This window comes from Hyphomonas sp. KY3, assembly GCF_017309975.1.
Lineage (GTDB): Bacteria > Pseudomonadota > Alphaproteobacteria > Caulobacterales > Hyphomonadaceae > Hyphomonas.
The window spans coordinates 241644-263283 of the sequence record NZ_CP022271.1 but is presented as its reverse complement, the minus strand read 5'-3'; the positions used below and the strand labels follow the sequence as shown (position 1 = coordinate 263283).

General features: G+C 59.1%; 19 protein-coding genes. 9 read left to right on the top strand and 10 right to left on the bottom strand.

Annotated features, from left to right (window positions below; genetic code table 11):
* Positions 1-40 precede the first annotated feature (40 nt).
* Positions 41-1465, top strand: a complete 1425-nt coding sequence (gene rimK, locus CFA77_RS01375; RefSeq protein ID WP_034817624.1) for a 30S ribosomal protein S6--L-glutamate ligase — start codon at positions 41-43, stop codon at positions 1463-1465.
* On the opposite strand, the gene CFA77_RS01370 is transcribed toward rimK, so the two are convergent.
* The 4 genes from CFA77_RS01370 to CFA77_RS17235 all read right to left on the bottom strand — a co-directional run bounded on the left by CFA77_RS01370 (position 1452) and on the right by CFA77_RS17235 (position 7398).
* The gene (locus CFA77_RS01370; protein ID WP_242517444.1) at positions 1452-2720 is read right to left on the bottom strand and encodes a multidrug effflux MFS transporter; all 1269 of its coding nucleotides are present in this window, start codon (positions 2718-2720) and stop codon (positions 1452-1454) included. The two genes, rimK and CFA77_RS01370, sit on opposite strands and share 14 nt — an antisense overlap.
* Positions 2721-2850: 130 nt before the next feature.
* Positions 2851-3423, bottom strand: a complete 573-nt coding sequence (locus CFA77_RS01365) for a hypothetical protein (RefSeq protein ID WP_034817622.1) — start codon at positions 3421-3423, stop codon at positions 2851-2853.
* A gap of 167 nt (positions 3424-3590) precedes the next feature.
* Complete coding sequence (locus CFA77_RS01360; protein ID WP_206991930.1) at positions 3591-5021, bottom strand: aldehyde dehydrogenase family protein; 1431 nt, start codon at positions 5019-5021, stop codon at positions 3591-3593.
* A 100-nt stretch (positions 5022-5121) separates the two neighbouring features.
* Positions 5122-7398: an NADP-dependent malic enzyme gene (locus tag CFA77_RS17235; RefSeq protein WP_034817619.1), complete on the bottom strand. Its 2277-nt coding sequence runs from the start codon at positions 7396-7398 to the stop codon at positions 5122-5124.
* Positions 7399-7569: 171 nt separating this feature from the next.
* Here CFA77_RS17235 and mutS point away from each other — a divergent pair, with 171 nt between their 5' ends.
* Positions 7570-10269 (top strand): DNA mismatch repair protein MutS, encoded by a 2700-nt coding sequence (mutS, locus tag CFA77_RS01350; RefSeq protein ID WP_206991929.1) that lies wholly within the window; start codon positions 7570-7572, stop codon positions 10267-10269.
* Here mutS and CFA77_RS01345 read toward each other — a convergent pair.
* From CFA77_RS01345 to rsfS, 4 genes are all read right to left on the bottom strand, one after another.
* The gene (locus CFA77_RS01345) at positions 10252-11472 is read right to left on the bottom strand and encodes an NAD(P)/FAD-dependent oxidoreductase (protein WP_206991928.1); all 1221 of its coding nucleotides are present in this window, start codon (positions 11470-11472) and stop codon (positions 10252-10254) included. The genes mutS and CFA77_RS01345 overlap by 18 nt on opposite strands.
* Position 11473: 1 nt before the next feature.
* Positions 11474-12772 carry a TAXI family TRAP transporter solute-binding subunit gene (locus tag CFA77_RS01340; RefSeq protein ID WP_206991927.1) on the bottom strand — a complete coding sequence of 433 codons (1299 nt, stop codon included), beginning with the start codon at positions 12770-12772 and terminating at the stop codon, positions 11474-11476.
* 311 nt (positions 12773-13083) lie between these two features.
* Positions 13084-13548 carry a 23S rRNA (pseudouridine(1915)-N(3))-methyltransferase RlmH gene (locus CFA77_RS01335; protein WP_067327323.1) on the bottom strand — a complete coding sequence of 155 codons (465 nt, stop codon included), beginning with the start codon at positions 13546-13548 and terminating at the stop codon, positions 13084-13086.
* Between the two features lie 9 nt (positions 13549-13557).
* The gene (gene rsfS / locus CFA77_RS01330; protein ID WP_242517443.1) at positions 13558-13890 is read right to left on the bottom strand and encodes a ribosome silencing factor; all 333 of its coding nucleotides are present in this window, start codon (positions 13888-13890) and stop codon (positions 13558-13560) included.
* A 261-nt stretch (positions 13891-14151) separates the two neighbouring features.
* Here rsfS and CFA77_RS01325 point away from each other — a divergent pair, with 261 nt between their 5' ends.
* From CFA77_RS01325 to CFA77_RS01310, 4 genes are all read left to right on the top strand, one after another.
* Positions 14152-14838 (top strand): BON domain-containing protein, encoded by a 687-nt coding sequence (locus CFA77_RS01325; protein ID WP_051608048.1) that lies wholly within the window; start codon positions 14152-14154, stop codon positions 14836-14838.
* 45 nt (positions 14839-14883) lie between these two features.
* Entirely contained in the window at positions 14884-15834 is a 951-nt protein-coding gene (gene gshB, locus CFA77_RS01320) for a glutathione synthase (RefSeq protein WP_206991926.1), read from the top strand.
* Positions 15835-15862: 28 nt separating this feature from the next.
* Positions 15863-16222, top strand: a complete 360-nt coding sequence (locus CFA77_RS01315) for a hypothetical protein (RefSeq protein WP_156486770.1) — start codon at positions 15863-15865, stop codon at positions 16220-16222.
* Positions 16223-16422: 200 nt separating this feature from the next.
* Positions 16423-16818, top strand: coding sequence for a helix-turn-helix domain-containing protein (locus CFA77_RS01310; RefSeq protein ID WP_206991925.1), 396 nt, complete (start codon positions 16423-16425; stop codon positions 16816-16818).
* Here CFA77_RS01310 and mutM read toward each other — a convergent pair.
* The gene (mutM, locus tag CFA77_RS01305; RefSeq protein ID WP_067327313.1) at positions 16815-17660 is read right to left on the bottom strand and encodes a bifunctional DNA-formamidopyrimidine glycosylase/DNA-(apurinic or apyrimidinic site) lyase; all 846 of its coding nucleotides are present in this window, start codon (positions 17658-17660) and stop codon (positions 16815-16817) included. The two genes, CFA77_RS01310 and mutM, sit on opposite strands and share 4 nt — an antisense overlap.
* Before the next feature lie 48 nt (positions 17661-17708).
* On the opposite strand from mutM, the gene CFA77_RS01300 reads away from it, so the two are divergent.
* Complete coding sequence (locus CFA77_RS01300; protein WP_206991924.1) at positions 17709-18497, top strand: class I SAM-dependent methyltransferase; 789 nt, start codon at positions 17709-17711, stop codon at positions 18495-18497.
* Between the two features lie 6 nt (positions 18498-18503).
* On the opposite strand, the gene CFA77_RS01295 is transcribed toward CFA77_RS01300, so the two are convergent.
* Entirely contained in the window at positions 18504-18683 is a 180-nt protein-coding gene (locus CFA77_RS01295) for a hypothetical protein (RefSeq protein ID WP_206991923.1), read from the bottom strand.
* 81 nt (positions 18684-18764) lie between these two features.
* Between CFA77_RS01295 and ubiB the strand changes: the two genes are divergently transcribed.
* Positions 18765-20279 carry a 2-polyprenylphenol 6-hydroxylase gene (ubiB, locus tag CFA77_RS01290; RefSeq protein ID WP_206991922.1) on the top strand — a complete coding sequence of 505 codons (1515 nt, stop codon included), beginning with the start codon at positions 18765-18767 and terminating at the stop codon, positions 20277-20279.
* A 127-nt stretch (positions 20280-20406) separates the two neighbouring features.
* Positions 20407-21639, top strand: coding sequence for a bifunctional phosphopantothenoylcysteine decarboxylase/phosphopantothenate--cysteine ligase CoaBC (coaBC, locus tag CFA77_RS01285; RefSeq protein WP_206991921.1), 1233 nt, complete (start codon positions 20407-20409; stop codon positions 21637-21639).
* Position 21640: the final 1 nt, after the last annotated feature.

The following is a 21640-nucleotide window of genomic DNA, read 5'->3' as shown; positions in this document are numbered from 1 at the left end:
TCACCTTTATCGGGCGCGAACTGGCAGGAAGGCTTTCATAATGTCGCAATCAGACCCGTTCCAACTCGGCTGGGAAGAGTGGCTGACTCTGCCCGATCTCGGCTTGCCCGCGATCAAGGCGAAGGTGGATACCGGCGCGCGCACGTCTGCACTGCACGCCAGCGTCATTGAGCCATTCGGGCCTGCCGATGCACCACAGGTGCGCTTCCTGATCCAACCGGACCCGAGTGATCCGGGCTTGGAAATCACATGTTCCGCGCCGGTTGTAGACCGCCGCGACGTGACCAGCTCCAATGGGGACACCGAGCTGCGTTATGTGATCCAGACCGATGTCGAGATGGGCGGACGCCGCTGGCCGATCCAGCTGACGCTGACCAATCGCGAGAGCATGACCTACCGCATGCTGTTCGGCCGCGGCGCGATCCAGCCGGACATGATCGTCAACGCAAACGCGTCTTTCCTTCAGCCGAAACTCGACTTTGCAGCCTATGCGGGCCTGCCAAAAAAGAAGCCCGTCAAACGTCCATTGCGCATTGCGTTGCTCACGCGCGAGCCGCGGAATTATTCAAGTTTGCGCCTCATCGAAGCGGCACAGGAGCGAGGCCACGTGATCGAGGCCATCGATACCGCACGCTGTTACATGCAAATTGGCACGACACATCCGCAAGTCCACTATGATGGCAAGGCACTGCCCCGCTATGACGCGGTGATTCCGCGCATCGGGGCAGGGATTACAGATTACGGCTTGGCCGTGCTGCGACAGTTCACCAATACCGGCGCATTCTGCTTGAACAGTGCCAGTGCGATCGGCCATTCGCGCGACAAGCTGATGGCGCACCAACTGCTTGCCCGCGCCAAGATCGACATGCCGGTCACGGCCTTTGCGCACAGTCCGAAAGACACCAAGGATCTGATCTCGCTGGCGGGAGGCGCGCCTGTGGTGGTGAAATTGCTCTCATCCACGCAAGGCAAGGGCGTCGTGCTCGCCGAGACCCGCAAGGCTGCGGAAAGCCTGATTGATGCCTTCCGGGGTCTGGAAGCAAACTTTCTGGTACAGGAATTCGTCGAAGAAGCTGCAGGCACCGATGTTCGGGCGTTCGTCGTCGGCAACAAAGTGGTCGGCGCAATGAAGCGCCAGGCCCAGAAGGGCGAGTTCCGCTCAAACCTCCATCGCGGCGGAACAGCCTCAACCATCAGGCTGTCCCGCACCGAACGCGACACGGCCCGGGAGGCCGCCAAAGTGCTGGGCTTGCGCGTCGCAGGTGTCGACCTGCTGCAAACCGAAAAAGGCCCCAAAGTGCTGGAGGTAAACTCTTCGCCGGGTCTCGAAGGCATCGAATCGGCCAGCGGCAAAGACATCGCCGGCCTGATCATCGAGCATCTGGAAAGCCAGGTTCGGCCCTTGTCTCGCATTCGCGAACCGGCCGCCCGAAAGCGCCGGCAAGCCAAGCTCAGCGAGAGCTGAACAATTTGCCCTTCTCGGTGATCAATACGATCACGAGCGAGCCCACCCCAAGACACGCAAACCCGAGAACGAGCGGCACCGTCGTGCCATTGTAGTAGCTTCCGATCAGAATTCCGAGAATGCTTGAAACTGTCGTCGTGGCGAAGCCGTAAGCTGCGGAAGCCGTGCCTGCAATCTTGCCCAACGGCTCCATGGCGAGTGCCGAGAAGTTTGCACCCATCAGGCCAAAACAGGCAAATGTCATCGCGAACATCGGGAAAAACCATAACAGGCTCTCGCCGAAGAAATGCGTCACCAGCGCCAGCGACGTCGACATGATGATGAAGAACACCATTGCGGCATGACTGATGCGGCGCATGCCAATTCTCTCAACCACGCGGGAGTTGAACAGATTTGCGCATGCGAGCGCACCTGCCACACCAGCAAACCAGAACGCGAATGTTTCTTCCTGGCCGAAGACATCCCGAAAGATCTGCTCTGAAGATCCGATAAATGAGAACAATGCGCCGAATATGACACCGGAAGCGCACATGTAACCGAACGTGATGCGACTACGTATGACTGCCATATAGCTGCTGGCGGCAGACGAAACATTCAGAGGATTGCGCGCCTCGGGCGCCAGGGTTTCTGGCAAGCGCAACCATGTCCATGCAAGCAAAAGCCCGCCGAACAAGGCAAGGACGCCGAATATCCATTGCCAGGGGGCGACGAACAGGATCAGCTGACCCATGGCAGGCGCGATCATGGGCACAACCATGAAAATGGTCATGACCAATGACATGAAACCCGCCATACGCCGGCCTGCATAAAGATCACGGACGACCGAAACAGCCACAAGCCGGGCGCCTGAAGCAAAAACGCCCTGCAGGAAACGCGCAGCAAGCAGCGCATGAAAATCCTTTAGCGCGATACAGAGTAGCGCAGTCAGCGAGTAACCAACCAATCCGACGAACAAGGGGACGCGCCGACCGAAGCGGTCGGAGATCGGCCCCCAAACGAGTTGAGGCGCGCCGAAGCCCAATACATAGGAAAACACAATCATCTGCTGACGATTGGCATCCTCCGGGGAAGCACCTGTCAGACCGATCGAATCCGCGATCTCACCCAGTGCAGGCAGCATGATGTCAATGGCGAGCGCGTTAAGCGCCATCAGCGCCGCAACCATGACGACCATCTCCGTGCGCCCCGGCACAGGTCGACCATGGGCACCTTGCAAGGTGCGCGGCTCAGGAACGGGCATTTCAGAGTCCGGCATGGGTTCGACAGGCTTTCTTGAGATTCTCAAGGGCCCTATCTGGGCCTCCTGCAAAGGAATGGCCAGTGTCCAGACCAGAAAAAAGCCCCGCCAAATGGCGGGGCTGCAATGCGAATTCGCGGGTCGAGGACTATTTCAGCTCCGGTCTCATGATGTTTGGGCTGAGATTGAAGACAACTTGCTCTGCATCAAAATAGGCGGCATCGGCGGGCTTTTCGCCCTTACCCATAAGGATTTCTGCAGACGCGACATAGCTCGTCCGCTCACGGTATTCCCGTGGGCCGCCCCAATAAGCGTCATAAGGTCCAAACGCAGAATAGCGAGACCGACGGAATGGGTCATGATAGTAGGCCGCATAAGGGCCGAAGTATCTGTAATTCAGGTGGAAATGGTCGTAATAGGGCGAGCCTCCGCCAACCGGCACAAGGCGGCTTTCAGAATCTGTGTCGCGGCGTACGACCCGGAAGTGGTCATACCCGTTCAGTCGGGTCAGCTCCGCAGCCCGGTAGAGCAAATAGGTCTCTACGGTCTTTCGATCTGTCAGGGAGTTTCCGGAAAACTCGACCTGGAACCGATTGTCCTCGATCTTCATTTCCGAATAGCCGCGATCGCCATCCAGAGCGGCCTGATATGGCGTTGCGGTCGCGCAGGCGCCGAGCACGGCCAAGGCAGCGATTGCACCTGTAAGCTTGAATTTGGGCATGGAATATCACCCTCCAAAGCGATGTTTCCTGTAATGTATGGGGGAAGTTAGCTGAACACTAGTTGAATTGGCTTCACAATTCAGAGAGCCGCCTGATCGATGTCAATCAGGCAAACAAAAAGGGCGACCCGAAGGCCGCCCCATAATATTTTCAGCCGTGAAACCGACTAGGCGGCCTTGTAGCCCATGACTGCCTTGACTTCGAGAAACTCCTCAAAGCCATGCTCGCCCCATTCCCGGCCGTTGCCGGATTGGCCGTAGCCACCGAATGGTGCCGTGAAGTCTGGCCGCGCACCATTGACCTGAATCTGACCGGCACGAATGCGGTTGGCCACTTTGCGGGCTTCATCTTCAGCGCCCTGCACATAGCCTGCCAGGCCATAGACTGTGTCATTGGCCATTTCGACAGCGTCATCCACATCCTCATATGGGATCATGACGAGCACTGGCCCGAAGATTTCCTCACGCGCAATGGTCATGTCATTGGTGACATTCGCAAACACGGTTGGACGCGCGAAATAGCCCTTGTTGAAGCCTTCCGGACGGCCTGGTCCACCGGCGACCAGCGTCGCGCCTTCCTTGATGCCGGTCTCGATCAGATCCTGAACCTTCTGGTACTGGTTGCCGTTCGAAATCGGACCGATAGCGCCCGGTGAGGCTTCACCTGGCATCATCACTTTCACCGATTCAGCCGCTGCCTTTGCGATCGCAATCGCCTTGTCCTGTTGGTCCTTCTGGACGAACATGCGCGATGGCGCGTTACAGGACTGACCCGTATTCGTCATCATCTGCATAACGCCGCCACCGACAGCCTTCTCGAGGTCTGCGGATGGCAGGATAATATTCGGGCTCTTGCCGCCGAGTTCCTGTGCGACGCGCTTTACGGTCGGCGCAGCCGCCTGAGCCACAAGCACACCTGCGCGTGTGGAACCGGTGAAGCTCATCATGTCGACGTCAGGGTGTGAGGACAGCGCCGAACCGACACCCGGACCATCTCCGTTGACGAGGTTGAATACGCCCTTCGGCACACCGGCCTCGTGCATGATTTCCGTCAGGATCATCGCGTCGAGCGGCGCGATTTCGGACGGCTTGAGCACCATGGTGCACCCTGCAGCAATTGCCGGAGCAACCTTGCAGGCGATCTGGTTCAGCGGCCAGTTCCAAGGCGTGATGAATCCGCAAACGCCGATTGGCTCCTTGCGAAGCAGCGTCGTACCCTTCAGCTCCTCGAACTGATAATCACGCAGAATGGCTGCAGTGGTCGCAAAATGCCCCATACCGGCAGGCACTTGCGCCGCATTGGCAAGCCACATCGGCGCGCCCATCTCGTTCGAGATCGCTTCTGCCATTTCCGGCATACGCGCCTGAATGCCTGCAGCGATCTTTTCGAGCAGCTCGGCGCGGTATTCCACGCTGGTCTGCGAAAATGCCGGGAAAGCCTTCCGAGCTGCGGCAACGGCCTTATCGACATCGGCCTTGGAACCAATCGAAATGACCGCGAAGTTTTCTTCAGTGGCTGGGTTCTCGATTTCCAACGTGCGCGGCTCAACGGGATCAACCCATGCACCGTCGATATAGAACTGCTTGTATTCCTTCATGCCGTTCGGGCCTCCCTGTGGTCCATATGCTTGGTATGACTATAGGTGAGCCACTCGCCGCCTGCGAGTCCTGACGCTGGGGAATTTCGTGACGATGACGTTAGCCGCCGTGCACGTGATCCACATCAAAGGCCGCAATCGTTGCGAGGTTCACAATGTCACCGACCGTTGCGCCGAGCGATGCAATCTGTACCGGCTTCTCTAGACCCAGCAGCATTGGCCCAATCACCGTCGCGCGGCTCATCGATTCCAGAAGCTTGGTCGAGATAGATGCGGCGTGAATGGCTGGCATGACCAACACATTTGCCGGACCAGTCAGGCGCGAGAATGGGTAGAGCAGCTTGTGGCTGGTGTTCAACGCAACATCCGCGCTCATGTCACCTTCATATTCGAAGTCGATATCCTTCATGCCATCCAGGATGGCAACGGCATCGCGCACCTTTTCGCCGCGCTCGCCCATCGGGTTGCCGAAGGTCGAATAGGACAGGAATGCCACGCGCGGCGAGAAGCCAAGTGAGCGGACGCCTCGGGCGGCCTCTATGGCGATATTGGCTAGGTCTTCGCCCTGCGGCAGCTCGGTGACGCTAGTGTCTGCGATGAAGACCGTCCGCCCCCGGTTAATCACCATCGACATGCCAATTATGGCCTGTCCCGGTATCGGATCGAGCACCAGCAGCGAGTCGTTCAAGGCGACGTCATAGTTACGGGTCACACCCGTGACCATGCCATCAGCGTCGCCATTCTTCAGCATGCAACAGCCGAAGACATTGCGGTCCTGGTTCACGAGACGCTGGGCATCCCGCTTCAAATAGCCGTCGCGCTGGAGGCGAGCATACAGCATGTCCGTGTAGACCGGATTGTTGTCAGACAGGCGCGCATTTAGAATCTCAAGTGTACCGGGCTGGATACCCATCTGCTCCATGGCGCGCTCGACCTGAGCCTCGCGACCAATCAGGATCGGATGACCAAGCCCCTGGTTCTTGAAGCTGAACGCGGCGCGAACGACGGCGGGCTCTTCACCCTCAGCAAACACGATGCGGCGCTGCAGCTCCTTACAGCGAGCCTGAACCCCCTGAATGAAGGAAGCGGACGGATCCGCGCGGCGGGCCAGCGAATGCCGGTAGGCTTCCATGTCATCAATCGGTTTGCGAGCCACGCCGGTATCCATGGCGGCCTGCGCCACGAAAGGCGGAATGAAGCTGATCAGGCGCGGATCAAACGGGGTTGGGATAATGTATTCACGCCCGAAGCTTGGGCGCGCGCCATGGTATGCAGCCGCCACTTCATCCGGCACGTCTTCGCGCGCCAGCTCAGCGATTGCCCGTGCAGCTGCAACTTTCATCTCTTCATTGATGCCACGCGCACGCACGTCCAGCGCGCCGCGGAAGATGTACGGGAAACCCAGAACATTGTTGACCTGATTGGGATAATCCGACCGGCCGGTGGCAATGATTGCATCATCACGAACCGACTTGATATCTTCCGGCGTGATTTCAGGATCAGGATTGGCCATGGCGAAGATGATCGGGTCCTTGGCCATCGACTTGACCATCTCTTTCGAAACAGCGCCCTTCGCGGACAGGCCCAACAGCACGTCAGCGCCTTCGATTGCTTCTGCGAGCGTTCGCTTTGTGGTTTTGACGGCAAAGGCGGACTTGAACTGGTCCATCTTCTCGGTGCGTCCCTCATAGACAACGCCGCTGGAGTCACACATCAGGATATTCTCAGGCTTCACGCCGAGATGGCGAATCAGTCCTGCACAGGAAAGACCGGCGGCCCCTGCCCCCGAGACGGCGACTTTCAGATCTTTCAGTTCCCGACCCGTAATGTGGCAGGCATTGATAAGGCCGGCCGCGGCAATAATCGCCGTGCCGTGCTGGTCATCATGAAACACCGGAATGTCGAGGTCTTCGCGCAGACGGCTCTCGATGATGAAACAGTCCGGAGACGAGATATCTTCCAGGTTGATGCCGCCCCACGTGGAACCGATGTTCCGGACCGTCATGATGAATTCTTCGACGTCTGTCGTGCTGACCTCGACGTCGAAACTGTCGATATCGGCAAACCGTTTGAACAGGACAGACTTGCCTTCCATCACCGGTTTGGACGCCATCGGCCCAAGATTGCCGAGGCCGAGGATGGCAGTACCGTTGGAAATGACCGCGACCAGATTGCCCTTGGCGGTATAATCGTAGGCCCGGTCTTCGTCTTCCGCGATGGCAAGCACGGGCACCGCAACGCCGGGACTATAGGCCAAAGACAGGTCACGCTGCGTACCCATAGGCTTGGTCGGCGCCATGGAGATCTTGCCGGCGTGTGGCTGCGAGTGAAAATCGAGGGCTTCCTGGTCTGTGAAGCTCGGCCGTTTAGTGGTCATCGCGCGGCAAATCCGTTTTGCAAAAAGTTTCAATTGAGGCGGCAAACTAGGCCGGTGCGAAAGCCATGCCAACCGTAAAACGGGCCATTCGGTGCGATATGATCACTTTGTCGCGCGCAAGCTGGTGCGAGGCTTTGCGAATCTCCGGCACTGACGATAGCGTCCCCGCCCATGGCCGATACTTCTGCTCCCTCGAAACCCACTCCTGCGCCAAGCCCGTTCATGGCGCAATACCTGTCTATCAAGGCACGTCATGAAGATGCCATGCTCTTCTTCCGGATGGGCGACTTTTACGAACTGTTCTTCGAAGACGCGGTTCAGGCCTCGAAAGTGCTCGGCATAACGCTGACGTCACGAGGTGAGTATGAAGGCAAACCCATCCCCATGGCAGGCGTGCCCTATCATGCCGCCGAGGGTTATCTGGCGCGCCTGATCAAGGCCGGATGCCGGGTTGCCGTTTGCGAGCAGACAGAGAGCCCCGCAGAGGCCAAGAAGCGCGGATCAAAATCCATCGTAAACCGGGACATCGTCCGCATTGTTACGCCCGGAACGCTGACCGAAGACGCCCTGCTGCCCGCTAATCAGGATCAGGCGCTAGCCGCGATTGCCATAGGAGGCGGCGGAACCGAAGCGGCCATCGCCGTCTGCGATGTCTCCACCGGACGATTTGATGTCTCCGCGCTCGCAGCGAACACGCTTGCTGACAGCCTGATGGCTTATCCATTGTCTGAACTGTTGGTGTCCGAGGGCGATATCGACAAACCTGCCATCGCAAATGCGACTGCGCTCTCCACCGCACCAGTGACCTTCCGGCCCGCCCGCAGCGCGACGTACAAATCAGGCGAAGCCCTTCTCAAAGAAACATTCGGAATCGCTGCGCTGGAAGCGCTCGGCGACTTCGGCCGCGCAGAACTCGCAGCAATCGGCCTATTGCTGGATTACGTGAAGCTCACCCAAGCAGGCAGCGACATCCGATTGGACCCACCCATTCGAGCACGCGCAGAGGGCTATCTAGCGATTGATCCAGCAACCCGCACGAGCCTGGAGATCGACCGATCCATGCGCGGCGACCGCGACGGATCCCTGCTGGGCACAATCGACCGGACCGTCACCGCACCGGGCGCGCGGCTTCTGGCCTCGCGTCTTTCGCGTCCCTGTGTCGACCGGGTGGAGATTGATGCGCGGTATGACGCTGTGGCTTGGTTTGCGGATGATCGCGACGCGGTGGAATCCGTCCGTGCCAGCTTGAAGGCTGCGCCGGATCTGGAACGTGCGCGGACACGGTTGCGCCTCGGTCGGGGTGGGCCGCGCGACCTCGCCGCGATCGGGCTCGCACTGACTGCCGCACATGAAGCGGCAAGCCAACTGACAGCCAGCTCTGCGGGCCTGCCGCACAAAATCGATGAGGCTGTTGCCGCACTCGACCTGGGCAAGGACAAAGACTTCGCCACACTCGCGCGGGATTTGGAGACAGCACTTTCGGAAAACCCACCCACACTCGCCCGCGATGGCGGGTTCGTTGCACCCGGCTGGGACGAGGCGCTCGATGAAGCCCGTGGCCTGCGCGATGACAGCCGCCAGATCATCGCTGCGCTACAGGCTCGCTACGCTGACGAAACCGGCATCACTGCGTTGAAGATCAAGTTCAACAATGTGCTTGGCTATTTCGTCGATGTCCCGGCCCGCTATGGCGACCCGTTGATGAAGCCGCCTCTGTCCGAAACCTTCATCCATCGTCAGACCCTGGCCAGCAATGTGCGCTTCTCTACGCAGGAACTTTCTGAACTCGCGGGCAGGATCTCCCGCGCAGAAGACGAAGCAAAAGCGCGTGAAATGTCCGTCTTCGAAGGGTTTTGTGAGCGAATCGATGCACTAAACTCGCCTCTATCCCGCACTGCAGGCGCCATTGCGGACCTCGATGTCGCGGCAGCCTCAGCAGAATGGGCGTTTGAGGTCGACGCGATCAGACCCGTACTGACAGAAGACACCACATTTTACGCCACGGGGCTGCGCCACCCGGTGGTCGAAGCTGCGCTCAAGAAAGATGGCAAGGGATTTACCGCCAACGACCTGGGACTAAGTGCCGAGGGCGATTTCGGAACGCGCCTCCTGCTCGTGACTGGTCCGAACATGGCCGGTAAGTCCACCTATCTAAGACAAGCCGCGCTGGCCGTTATCTTGGCGCAAGCAGGGCTCTTCGTGCCTGCGCGATCCCTGACATTGGGCTTGGTCGATCGGATCTTTTCGCGCGTCGGCGCGTCCGACGATCTGGCACGCGGGCGATCCACCTTCATGGTGGAAATGGTTGAGACCGCCGCCATTCTTAATCAGGCTACGGAGCGCAGTTTCGTCATCATGGACGAGGTCGGCCGGGGCACATCAACCTGGGACGGTCTCGCCATCGCCTGGGCGGCAGTCGAGCACCTTCATTCGGTCAACAAGGCCCGGGCCCTGTTTGCCACTCACTATCATGAGCTGACCAAACTGGTTGAGGACTTGCCCGGTGCGGCCAATGCTTCGCTCCGCGCCAAGGAATGGAAAGATGACCTTGTCTTCCTGCATGAAGTTCAGGCCGGGCCGGCGGACAAGTCTTACGGCGTACAAGTGGCCAAGCTTGCAGGCCTTCCAAAGAAGGCCGTCAAACGGGCGGCGCAAATCCTGAAGCAGCTTGAGGCTGAACCTGACGCGCCCGAAAACCTGCCCCTCTTTGCTGCCGCATCTCTTGCGCCGATCACGGACGAGGAGAATGCAGATCAGATAATTGGGCCATCAGAATCCGACCTGTTGCTGCAACAGATTGACCCGGATTCCCTGACACCGCGTGAAGCGCTTGACTTGCTGTACCGCCTCAAATCACTCGGCAGTGAATGATACATCGCCAGCCTTGAGCCCAAGCCTGTTGAGCGGCCTGCCCATTCCGCCCGACACCATGGCGGCGAGCACTTTCGGTGCGGGCGGTATCTTGCTGATCGGGGCCGCCAGCCAATCGCGTAACCATGCAAGTATCGTGGAATCGGACTGGTAGACCGGCGTGAAAAGCCAGCTCATAGTCTGGAACATTCTGACGTGCCCTGAACGCATTGAAGTGTAGTGGCGCAATTGTCTGTCCAGATCGTCGTGGACGCACAATGCCCGCGACAGCGCATAAGCATCAAGCAAGGCCATGTTGGCCCCCTGGCCCAGTTGCGGGCTGGCCGCATGCCAGCTGTCGCCGATGTGCACCAGCCGCTGGTTTACGGCAGGGGCGTGTGTGCGATGGTCATATTCTGCATAGGTTAGCTGAGCGTGGCTCTTCAACTGGTCCAGGAAGACAGCCGTTTCCGGCCAGAGCGCGACCGCCTCTGCTTTCCAAGCTGACAAGGGAGCCTGCTTCCATGCCTGATACTGATCCGTTCGGATGGACCAGAAATAGGTGAGCGTGTCCACGCCCTCTTCTTCTGAGCGGCCTGATGGCATAACCCCCGCCATCTGACGGGCCTGCCGGTAGCGTTGTGCCAAGGCGTTCCGCTCAAACCCATGTCCCTCCTGCCACGGAAGGGTTGCCCAGAGCGCGCCATATGCGAGCTGGCTGCGCGGACGAGATGAGAGCGGGGAGCGCACACCGAGTGCATCAACCACAAGATCAAACGGCCCCAACGTCTTTCCGTCCCCTGTGGTCAGGTAACCTCCCACGGCCTGAGCCGCGATGATCCGTGTGGACGGGACAATATTCGCGCCTGCCTCTCTGGCTGCTTGATACACCAGGTCAAACAGGACGGGACGCTGGATGGATATGCCCCGAAGGCTGGGCCGGATGGCATCATATCGGACATCCAACACGGTGCGCCCGGAATTGACCGCCTGGCCATGCAGGCGCCGAATAGGCGCGCCCAGCGTTTCGGCTCGCTCACGCAAGCCGAGCTCGCCCAATATCGTCAACCCCGTTTCTTGCAGGATCAGGCCAGACCCGACAGGTCCTGGCGCATCGAACTGGTCATAGACGGTGACGTCATGGCCGGCTTGGGCAAGCAGGGCTGCCGCGGCCAGTCCCCCAATGCCGGCACCGGCAATGGCTATCTTTCGCAATGAAGTCATGTCAGCCGGCAACCTTCACCGGATTTCGCTCACGCACCAGTTGCTTGACGAACTCGACATGACTGCGAAGCCGGTAAAGATCGTCCGTATAGGAAAGCGGCACTTCAACGGCACCGATTTCTGCCTGCAGGGTTTCGAGTTCCTCCTGCACCTTGTCACGTTCCGCCTTGTTGTCGGTCGAACGTCCACGCTCTTCGAGCGCACGCAAGTCTTCATACCAGACATAGATTTTCCGGCGCACACGCCAGCGATAGATGGGAGGTGCGACCCGGACCAACGGGAAGAGCAAGGTCAGCAACGGGATTGCAAGCACCCAGGCCCTGTCCAGAAAATTCGCGACGTCGAACGAAAAGTAACGGCGCAGGAATGACGGGCCGTCCTTGTAGTATCGACGTGCCTGTTCGCTGATGGGCAGATCGATCAGGTCCGGATCAGGATACTCCCCCGCCGGGGCCAGCAGCGTACCTTGGGAATGAATCGCCGTTGCAGCATCTATGAGAAGCGCTTCGATGGCCGGGTGCAAGTCCTTGCGGACGACGAGTTGAGCGACAGGTGCGACCAGGGGGATGTCTGTTGCTGGCAGATTCTTGCCGATATCCACAACGCCTCTCAGAAGGACAATATCTGACAGCGCCTCGTGTCGGCGCGCCAGGGCCGGAGCGCGGTCAAACGGAAGCAGGCGGACAACATCCGGACTGTTCAGCAATCGGTCCACATAAGATGCCTCCACCGAGGCAGAGAAAGCAGCAGCGTCCAGACTCCCAGACAGAAGGGCGTCCGCCGCCGCATTGCCCGAAAGCGGCAGCCGAGACGTTTCATCCCATTCGCCCCCATAATCGGCCTCTAGCTCCAGGGCGAGCATGCGCGTGCCTGACCCGGCACCGCCAACTGCCATTCGAGCATCGTGAAGATCGCCCAACGTGTCAGCGGGAACATCATTCCGGACAAACACCCAGAAAGGCTCCGGAAACAGTCCTCCAATTGAGCGCAACTCTTCCTCATCGGACACAGTTGAGAGTCCGCCCTGCACAAGGCCGACATCAACCTCGGAATCATCCAGCAGGCGCAGATTGTCGATTGAGCCCTGCGTCTCCACCAGCACAACCTCCACCCCCTCTTCCGCGAGAAGACGCTGATAGCGTTCTGCAAAGGCATGATAGGCACCGCCCGGGCTGCCAGCGGCGAACCGGATCGTTTTCGGTGGCGCAGGGTCCATCAGCACCAGAGCCAGGAGCACGCCCGCAAAGGCAACGACGACCAGAGGCCAATAGACTTTCAGGAAGTCCCTCAATCCCGACATGGTAACCGCCTCCCACCGCGCTAGTTCGGTCGACTACTGCTCTAGGCCGGGAAATTGCAAGGATCAACAAAGTGTAAGGCTCTGCCCTGAAATCGCCTCATGCGTGCCGCGCATGGAACCTATTCCGTTACAAGAGTGTTCATCAATGTATCGAGGCACCATCTGGAGCCCAAGCGACCAGAAAGGACGATCCCGTGAGCCATCCCATATCCATCACACGACTATTGTCTGTTGCCGTTTTAGGGGTAATCGCGGCCGTAACATTTGCCATGGTCCTGATGCCACAGCCTTCACTCTACGCAGGTTGAGCCTTAATCCTTGTGATAGGGCGTCCCGGCGAGGATCGATACAGCGCGGTAAACCTGCTCTGTCACCATCACCCTGACAAAACGATGGGGCCAGGTCTGGGGTCCAAAAGCCAGAGTATCCGGAACAGCTGACTTCACCGCGTCGCCATAGCCCTCGGCTCCCCCAATCAGGAAAACGAGGTCAGGCACGCCCTGATCGCGCCATTTGGCGAGATTTTCAGAAAATTCGCGAGATCTTTGTGCCCGTCCGAACTCGTCCAGTCGGATACATTTGGCACCTGACGGTAGTTTGGCGAGAATCCGGTCCGCTTCAGCGTCCAGTCCGCCGCCGCTGGGCACTTCGATCTCTTCAATGCCGCGAAAGCCGAGGGATCGTGCGATCGGCCCTGCACGCTTGATATATTCATCGACAAGTTCGCGTTCCGGCCCGGCCTTTAGCCGCCCGACGACCAGAAAGATGATCCGCATGGTCGCCCGCTAATTGGCTGGCACACGATGGGCATTGTCAGATGCCCAGATCTTTTCGAGATTATAGAATTCCCGGACTTCCGGGCGGAACAGGTGGACGATGACATCCCCGGTATCGATCAGCACCCAATCTGCATTTGGCATACCTTCGACACTGGCCGGGCGACCGGTCAGTTTCTTTACGTCTTGTGCAAGATGGTCTGCGAGAGCCGCAACATGCCGGCCTGAACGACCGGATGCGATGATCATGAAATCTGCGAGCGAAGATCTTCCATCAAGGTCAATGAAGAGAATGTCTTCAGCCTTGTCATCCTCAAGGGCCTTGGCGAGGGCTTCGGCCACATTACGGATTTCTTCGAGCGTGGCCTGCTGGGCGGGCTGGAGCCGCGGGGCGCTGGGGGTCAGGGGTCCGGTTCCTTCTTGTTACGTCCTCTTCAGATAATAGCATCTACGGGGCCGAACAACCAGCCATTAAAGGTCTGTCGCCGTCATATCGAGTCTGAATTCGCACCAAATTGCACCTTATGCGCAGTTTGCCAGATTTTCGCCGCATGTTCAGGGCATATTCCGACGTCATTCTTGTTGCTGATGGAGTAGAGTTTCATGCGCATGCAATTTGCTGCTGCCGCCGTTTTGTTTGCTTTGCCGCTCGGGGGTTGCGCCGTTGCAGCGCTTGGCACCGCCGGGGCCGTTGGCGTTGCCGCCGCCCAGGAGAAATCGCTCGGTGAAGCTGTGGACGATGCCACCGCGTCGAATGAGATCAAGAGTAAGCTCCTGTCTGAAAGCGCAAACAAGTTTGGAGAGGTCGATGTGGAGGTCACCGGGGGACTCGTCCTGCTCTCCGGCCGCGTAAACACTCCGGAAGAGCGTGTGAAAGCCGAAGGTATCGCCTGGACCTCTCACCTCACGCGCGATGTCGCCAATGAAATTCGTATCCAGCCTCCGGGCGGTTTCCTCGCAAATGTCTCCGATGAAGTCATCACGGGTCGGGTCCGCGCACGCCTGGTTGGGTCCAGCACGGTCAAAAGCCTCAACTTCAACATCGAAACCTATAATGGCGTTGTCTACCTTATGGGCATCGCGCGGTCGGCCGAGGAGTTGAAGCGCGCAGCCGAGGAGGCCAGTGTGGTGGGCGGCGTGAAACAGGTGGTTTCCTATGTCCGCATTCGTGACAATACCCGCACCCAACAAGCCGCGCCGACGACGCAGGGCACGCCCCCTTATCAAACAGCACCCGATGCCTCATATGACTATCAGGCCGACGGGGAACTGATCGGCGCCAATTACTAGCCGGGTCAGGTCGCGCGGGCGGCGGCCCATGAAGGGAGCCGCCTCATGAGCCTTCGCGTTGCGATCCAGATGGATCCGCTCGAATCCGTCAATATCGACGGAGACACCACTTTTGCCCTGGCCGAAGTCGCACAAGCGCGCGGCATGGAGCTTTTCGTCTACGGTCCCGATGACATGAGCATCGAGCAAGGCCGCGTAACGGCCCTGGTTCGACCCGCGCGCGTTCAACGTGTGAAGGACGCACCCGGCCTGTTTGATGCGCCCGTTCGGCTGGATCTTGCAAAAGACGTTGACGTCATCTTGATGCGTCAGGACCCACCCTTTGACATGAGCTATATCACGGCCTGCCATCTGCTTGAGGAAATCGCAGATGAAACCCTCGTCGTGAACGACCCGGCTGGCGTCCGATCCAGTCCAGAAAAGATTTTCCCGCTAATGTATCCAGACCTGATGCCGCCAACCCTTGTGTCGCGCGACTTGTCTGTCATCGAAGCCTTCCGCGCAGAGCACAAGGACATCATCATCAAGCCGCTCTATGGGCATGGCGGCGCAGGCGTGTTTCGCCTGAAGCAGGACGATTCCAATTTCGACTCGTTGACTGAGCTCTTCTTCAGTCGCTCGCGTGAACCGGTCATGGTTCAGGCATTTCTGCCGGCCGTCAGTGAGGGCGACAAGCGCATCATCTTGATCGATGGCAAAGCCGCCGGCGCGCTCAACCGACGCCCCAAGGAAGGTCAGGTCCGATCGAACCTCGTTGTCGGCGGTACGGCCGAGGAGACAGATATGAGCGACGCGGATATGCGGATTTGCGAAGCCATCGGGCCGGAATTGAAACGTCGCGGACTCGTCCTGACGGGCATCGACGTGATTGGCGGGCGTCTTACCGAGGTGAATGTCACCTCTCCTACCGGTGTTCAGGCCATCAAGAAACTCAGCGGCATTGATATCGCTGCCGATTTCTGGAACGTTGTGCAAGACAAGCTTGCGAGCCGCTGAAGCTCCCGGCAAGAATGGGGACATGATCATGAAACTGACAACGTCTATCGCCATCGTGTCTTTCTGTCTGGCAGGGACGGCCTGTTCTGAAAATTCCAGCAGTGAAGACGCAGCTGTCGTCGCTACCGAGACCGCCCAGGTCGAGGACGAATATACGGGCTCCCTCAATCTGAACCTGCCAAGTTCATCGGCGGCTCAGGACACTGGCAGCGGTACGCTGAATTTGCGAATTGGGCAGTCGGACGAAGATGATGGTCTGCTGATCGGGTCCGGCGGTTTTGGCGGAGGCCAGTTCGAGGATGCTCCGTCGCTTGGCCTGTCCCTTCCTGACGATACTGCAGAGCCGGCATCGTCAGAAGACGACGTCATTCGGCTTGATCCGAAATAGTCGTCGGCCCAATTGATCATCCTGCATGAGGATGTTGGCTCTGGCCGCCTCGAAAGATAAAGCAAAACTCGACACACAATCGCAAGTTGCGTGCGGGCATTCTTTGGGCTTGAAAACCACTCAGGATTGAATATTGTCAGCCCCTGATTTCAATGGGTGCGCGGCGCATTGCGTCAGACACCCGGCCTCAGGGACCCAGGATGCCGCATGCCCCATCTCCCCAGGACGTAAGAAAACCCACAGATGCAGACCGCTTTATCGGTCGGCAAGTCCGACAAGCGCGTCGTGAAGTGGGGATGACGCAAGAGGCGTTGTCCGAAAAGCTGGGCCTTACTTTTCAGCAGGTTCAGAAGTATGAGGCCGGCCGCAGTCGTTTGTCAGCTGGCAGGTTGAGGGACGTGGCCATCGCCCTCGGTAAGCCGATCAACTATTTCTACGAGCCATTTCCTGCGGCACCCGAGGTCCGCGACCTTGAGCATGCAAAGATAGGTTTGCTGAAGCGGGAGGCGAAAAAACTCGTCGACTCCCTTGTACGGGCAGATGATCTGGAAACAGCCATTCAGATTCTGGCCGCGCTGGGGCCATCTCGTCCCTAGCGTTGGCAGGCACTACAGAAGAAACTCGACCTACCTGATTGGACGATGCGTTGGATCGGCTTGGTGCAGTTGCGGCAAGAGTCCCCTTCCCGGTCATAGACGGCGAAAGTGTGCTGGAAATAGCCAAGCTCCCCACTCGCGCTGGCGAAATCTGAGATGGATGAGCCGCCTGCCGCTATAGCTTCGGCTATAACGTCATTGATCGCTGGCACGAGGCGTGCGGCGCGCTGGCCCGGCACGGTCGCTGCACTCCGGCGCGGGGATACACCCGCACGCCACAACGCTTCGCACACATAGATATTACCGAGCCCGGCAATCACCGACTGGTCGAGCAGCGCCGATTTGATCGGCGTCTTGCGCCCCCGCAGAACCGTATTCAGATACGCCTCGGAAAACCCATTGGAAAGTGGCTCCGGCCCCATCGCCATTAACCTTGGATACGCCTGAAACTGCTGCGCGGGCCAGAGTTCCATGAAACCAAATCGACGCGGATCATTATAGGTTACGCGCGCGCCGCTTTCGAGCTGGAAGACAACATGGTCATGGCGTGGGTCTGTGCCGGTCTCGTGATGGAACGCGCCGAGTTTGTCGTCCGCCACCGTGAACCGTCCAGTCATGCCGAGATGCATGACGAGGACCTCATCCGTCGACAGGGCAAGCGTCAGGAACTTCGCCTTGCGGCCCAGATGGGTGATACGCGCACCGCTGAGGCGTTCGGCGAACCGGTCGGGGAAGGGAAACCGTAGATCAGCCCGGTTGTGGACCAGACGCTCAATACGCTGGCCCTCCATGACTGGCGCAAGTCCGCGGCGAACTGTCTCGACTTCGGGTAATTCAGGCATGGCTATGGCATATAGCCTAGGGTGATCGAGGCAACTATGGTGGCGCGCATGTCTGCAGATAGAGATACGGAACGCAAGGTGTCGTTCGGCTTCGAAGAGGTCACCGAGACGGAGAAGGTCGCCCGCGTGAAAGGCGTCTTCCGCTCTGTCGCGTCCCGCTACGACCTGATGAACGATCTCATGTCCGCAGGCGTCCACCGCCTCTGGAAGCATGATGCGATGAATCAGGTGAACCCACAGCCCGGCGAGCGCCATCTGGATGTTGCTGGCGGCACCGGCGAATTGGCACGCGCCTTCCTCACCTTGGCTGACAAGGCGGGCAAGCGCAGGGGCATCGACACGCCCGCCACCGCAATCGTGTCCGACATCAATGATGCCATGCTGGACGCAGGCAAAGCCCGCGCGGACAATGCTAAATGGGAAGGTCGGCTAGACTGGATTTGCGCCGACGGCCAGAATTTGCCCTATCCCGACCGAGCATTCGATGCCGTCACGGTGTCGTTCGGAATTCGCAATTTTGCGGATCGTCTGGAAGGATTGCGGGAGTTCCGCCGCGTGTTGAAACCGGGCGGCAGATTGGCCGTTCTGGAGTTCAGCCATATGACGGTCCCTGCCCTGCAGGCCGCATACGACACATACAGTTTCAATGTGATCCCGCGCCTCGGCAGCCTGGTTGCGGGAGATGCCGATAGTTATCAGTATCTTGTTGAATCAATACGGAAATTTCCGACACAGGACGCCTTCCGCAAAGAAATCGAAGATTCAGGCTTTTCTCGTGTGAGCGTCACGAATTATTCGGGAGGCATCGCCGCCCTGCACTTCGGCTGGGCGGTCTGATGCGGGTCAGCTTGGGCTCGAATCCGGCGTCAGACTGGAGCGCTGTGCAGGGTCCAGCAACAGCTGGTCTGGGGCTTGGCTCGGCTCGGCATAGTAGATCGCCGCAGCAATCATTGCAGCCACAAGCAGTCCACTCGTCACAAAGTATAGAGTTCCTTTGTTTTTTGGTGCTTTTTTAGTGGCCATGACAGCCTCCTCTGTAAACATATCTTCCCTCATCAAACGCCGTCCGGGCCTGCCGGTTCCCGTTGGCGCGCGGAGCATGGCATGGGACTGATTGGAGATTATCGCCGCCTGATGCGCGCTGGCATAGCGCTCGCGCGACACGATGTGATCCTGCCGGGCGCTTACCAGACCCGCCTGCCTCTGCCTGCCCGCATCGCCGGGCGGGTGCTACGCGTCTTTGGTGGTGGGGCACGCGGACGGCCTGGCCAGCGGCTTGCCCGCGCATTGGAAAAGCTGGGACCGGCCTATATCAAGCTCGGCCAGTTCCTGGCCACGCGCCCGGATGTGTTCGGCGCTGAAGTCACCCAGGATCTGGGCCGTCTGAAGGACAAGCTGCCGCCCTTTTCGATGAAAGCGGCGCGCGCCGCCCTCGCGGAAGAGTTTGGTGAGGCTGACGCCGCACGCCTGTTTGCCGAATTGTCAGACCCGGTTGCGGCCGCGTCCATCGCGCAGGTCCACAAGATGTCCCTGCCAGAAGGCGAACGCGCCGTGAAAATCCTGCGGCCGGGCATTGAGCACAAATTGATGGTGGAACTTTCTGCCATGAAACGCGCTGCGCGCACCATCGAAGGCATCTCAGCCGAGAGCCAGCGTCTGAAACCTGTGGCTTTCACTGAAACCATTGCGAATGCCATGATGCGCGAAACCGACCTGCGCCTCGAAGCAGGCGGCGCAGACGAAATGCACGAAATCAGCCAGAAATCCGGCCATTTCGTCATTCCCTCCGTCGATTGGGACCGCACCGGTCGCCGGGTTCTTACCATCGACTGGATCGACGGAGTTTCTCTCACCGATCCAAAAGCGCTGGACCGTCCCGGCATCGACCGCAAGAAATTGGCGAACGACATCACGCAGGGCTTCCTGACCCATGCGATCGAATACGGCGTGTTCCATGCGGACATGCATGAAGGCAATCTCATCATCACGCCGAAAGGCAAGGTGGCCCTGGTGGATTTCGGAATCATTGGCCGGATCGGCCTGGTCGAGCGCCGCTTCCTCGCCGAAATCCTTTGGGGCTTCCTGAAGCGCGATTACCGCCGTGTTGCCGAAGTCCATTTCGAGGCCGGTTATGTACCGGCCAACCAGTCCATCGGGGAGTTCGCACAAGCTCTCCGTTCCATCGGCGAACCCGTACATGGCAAACCAGCCGAAGAAGTCTCGATGGGTCGCGTCCTGCTTCAATTGTTCGACTATACGCACACATTCGGAATGTCCCTGCGTCCGGAACTTGTCCTGCTCCAGAAGACCATGGTCCAAGTGGAAGGCGTCGCCCGCGCGATCGACCCGTCGCACAATATATGGTTTGCGTCCGAACCCGTGGTCGGCACGTGGATCCGGCGCAGCTTTGGTCCAGAGGGCGCCGCAAAACTTGTCGCCGGCAATGTGAAAGAGGTCACCAACCGGTTGAAGCGTCTGCCAGAAGTCATGGACAAATTTGAGGCCTCACTACTCGAACCGGTTTCGCCCCCGCCGCTTCCACGCCGGTTTGCGCCCTGGTGGGGCTGGTTTGGCTTCATCGCGGCCTTGGTTGCGCTGGGCATCTGGGCAGCGAAATAGCGAGTTTCGGGCATTTCCCTGCTGAAACCCGCGAAAACCTTAACCGAGCCGCCAAGTTCACAGGGATTTCATGGGGTAACGGCAAGAAATTTGCGATAAGACACGCTTAACAAACAGAGCCCGGCCCATGACGCAAAAACGCATCCTTTTGATCATTTCCGGCGGTATTGCCGCCTACAAGAGCCTGGAACTGATCCGGGAGTTGCGCCGGCGCGACATTGCCTGTCGGTGCATCGTGACGAAGGGCGGCCAGGAATTCGTCACCCCTCTCTCGGTCTCCGCACTGTCCGGCGACAAGGTCTATACCGAGTTGTTCAACCTCAGTGACGAAGCGGAAATGGGCCATATTGAGCTTTCCCGCTCGGCCGATCTCGTCGTTGTCTGCCCGGCTACCGCAGACCTGATGGCCAAGGCCGCAGGTGGCCTCGCCAATGATCTTGCCTCCACCACACTTCTGGCGACTGACAAACCTGTCCTGGTCGTGCCCGCCATGAATGTGCGCATGTGGCAGCACCCAGCCACGGTGCGGAATGTCGAAACGCTCCGCGCGGATGGCGTGACGGTGATGGAGCCGGACGAAGGCGCGATGGCCTGCGGTGAATTCGGTCCTGGCCGCCTTCCGGAACTTCCGGTCATCGCCGAAGAAATCGAACGCATGCTGGCAGGAGACGCCACCGGCGCACTCGCGGGAACCCACGCGCTTGTCACAGCAGGCCCGACACGTGAACCGCTGGATCCTGTTCGGTTCTTGTCCAACCATTCTTCCGGCAAGCAAGGCTATGCGATTGCCGAAGCGCTCGCGCGTCTTGGTGCGCAGGTCACTTTGGTCTCCGGTCCGGTCGCCCTGCCCGCACCACGGGGAGTGAATTTCGTACCGGTCGAGACAGCCCGCCAGATGTTGAAGGCCTGCGAGGACGCTCTGCCTGCTGACGTGTTCGTTTCTGTGGCCGCAGTTGCTGACTGGCGCCCGGCACGGGCCGCAACCAAGAAGCTGAAGATCAAGGGCGCGGGCAGCGAACATCCCTCCATGGAACTGACCGAAAACCCGGACATCCTCAAGACGCTGGCCAACAAGCGCAAGAACCGACCCGCCCTGGTGATCGGCTTCGCCGCAGAGACGCATGATGTCGAGGAACACGCTGAAGCGAAGCTCGCCCGCAAGAATTGTGACTGGATCGTCGCCAATGATGTCTCCGGGGATGTGATGGGCGGCTCGGAAAACGAGATTGCCCTGATCACCCGGAACGGATCCGAACGCTGGCCACGCATGGGCAAGACCGAAGTGGCGCGCCGACTGGCGCACAAGGTCGCTGAAACGCTGAATGATGAAGGCGACGGGCTGAAACTCGCCGCTGAATAGC

Bases quoted from the DNA above. Each gene is read 5' to 3' on its own strand.
- rimK (WP_034817624.1), top strand. From the start codon at position 41: ATGTCGCAATCAGACCCGTTCCAACTCGGCTGGGAAGAGTGGCTGACT.
- CFA77_RS01370 (WP_242517444.1), bottom strand. From the start codon at position 2,720: ATGCCGGACTCTGAAATGCCCGTTCCTGAGCCGCGCACCTTGCAAGGT.
- CFA77_RS01365 (WP_034817622.1), bottom strand. From the start codon at position 3,423: ATGCCCAAATTCAAGCTTACAGGTGCAATCGCTGCCTTGGCCGTGCTC.
- CFA77_RS01360 (WP_206991930.1), bottom strand. From the start codon at position 5,021: ATGAAGGAATACAAGCAGTTCTATATCGACGGTGCATGGGTTGATCCC.
- CFA77_RS17235 (WP_034817619.1), bottom strand. From the start codon at position 7,398: ATGACCACTAAACGGCCGAGCTTCACAGACCAGGAAGCCCTCGATTTT.
- mutS (WP_206991929.1), top strand. From the start codon at position 7,570: ATGGCCGATACTTCTGCTCCCTCGAAACCCACTCCTGCGCCAAGCCCG.
- CFA77_RS01345 (WP_206991928.1), bottom strand. From the start codon at position 11,472: ATGACTTCATTGCGAAAGATAGCCATTGCCGGTGCCGGCATTGGGGGA.
- CFA77_RS01340 (WP_206991927.1), bottom strand. From the start codon at position 12,772: ATGTCGGGATTGAGGGACTTCCTGAAAGTCTATTGGCCTCTGGTCGTC.
- CFA77_RS01335 (WP_067327323.1), bottom strand. From the start codon at position 13,548: ATGCGGATCATCTTTCTGGTCGTCGGGCGGCTAAAGGCCGGGCCGGAA.
- CFA77_RS01325 (WP_051608048.1), top strand. From the start codon at position 14,152: ATGCGCATGCAATTTGCTGCTGCCGCCGTTTTGTTTGCTTTGCCGCTC.
- gshB (WP_206991926.1), top strand. From the start codon at position 14,884: ATGAGCCTTCGCGTTGCGATCCAGATGGATCCGCTCGAATCCGTCAAT.
- CFA77_RS01315 (WP_156486770.1), top strand. From the start codon at position 15,863: ATGAAACTGACAACGTCTATCGCCATCGTGTCTTTCTGTCTGGCAGGG.
- CFA77_RS01310 (WP_206991925.1), top strand. From the start codon at position 16,423: ATGCCGCATGCCCCATCTCCCCAGGACGTAAGAAAACCCACAGATGCA.
- mutM (WP_067327313.1), bottom strand. From the start codon at position 17,660: ATGCCTGAATTACCCGAAGTCGAGACAGTTCGCCGCGGACTTGCGCCA.
- CFA77_RS01300 (WP_206991924.1), top strand. From the start codon at position 17,709: ATGTCTGCAGATAGAGATACGGAACGCAAGGTGTCGTTCGGCTTCGAA.
- CFA77_RS01295 (WP_206991923.1), bottom strand. From the start codon at position 18,683: ATGGCCACTAAAAAAGCACCAAAAAACAAAGGAACTCTATACTTTGTG.
- ubiB (WP_206991922.1), top strand. From the start codon at position 18,765: ATGGGACTGATTGGAGATTATCGCCGCCTGATGCGCGCTGGCATAGCG.
- coaBC (WP_206991921.1), top strand. From the start codon at position 20,407: ATGACGCAAAAACGCATCCTTTTGATCATTTCCGGCGGTATTGCCGCC.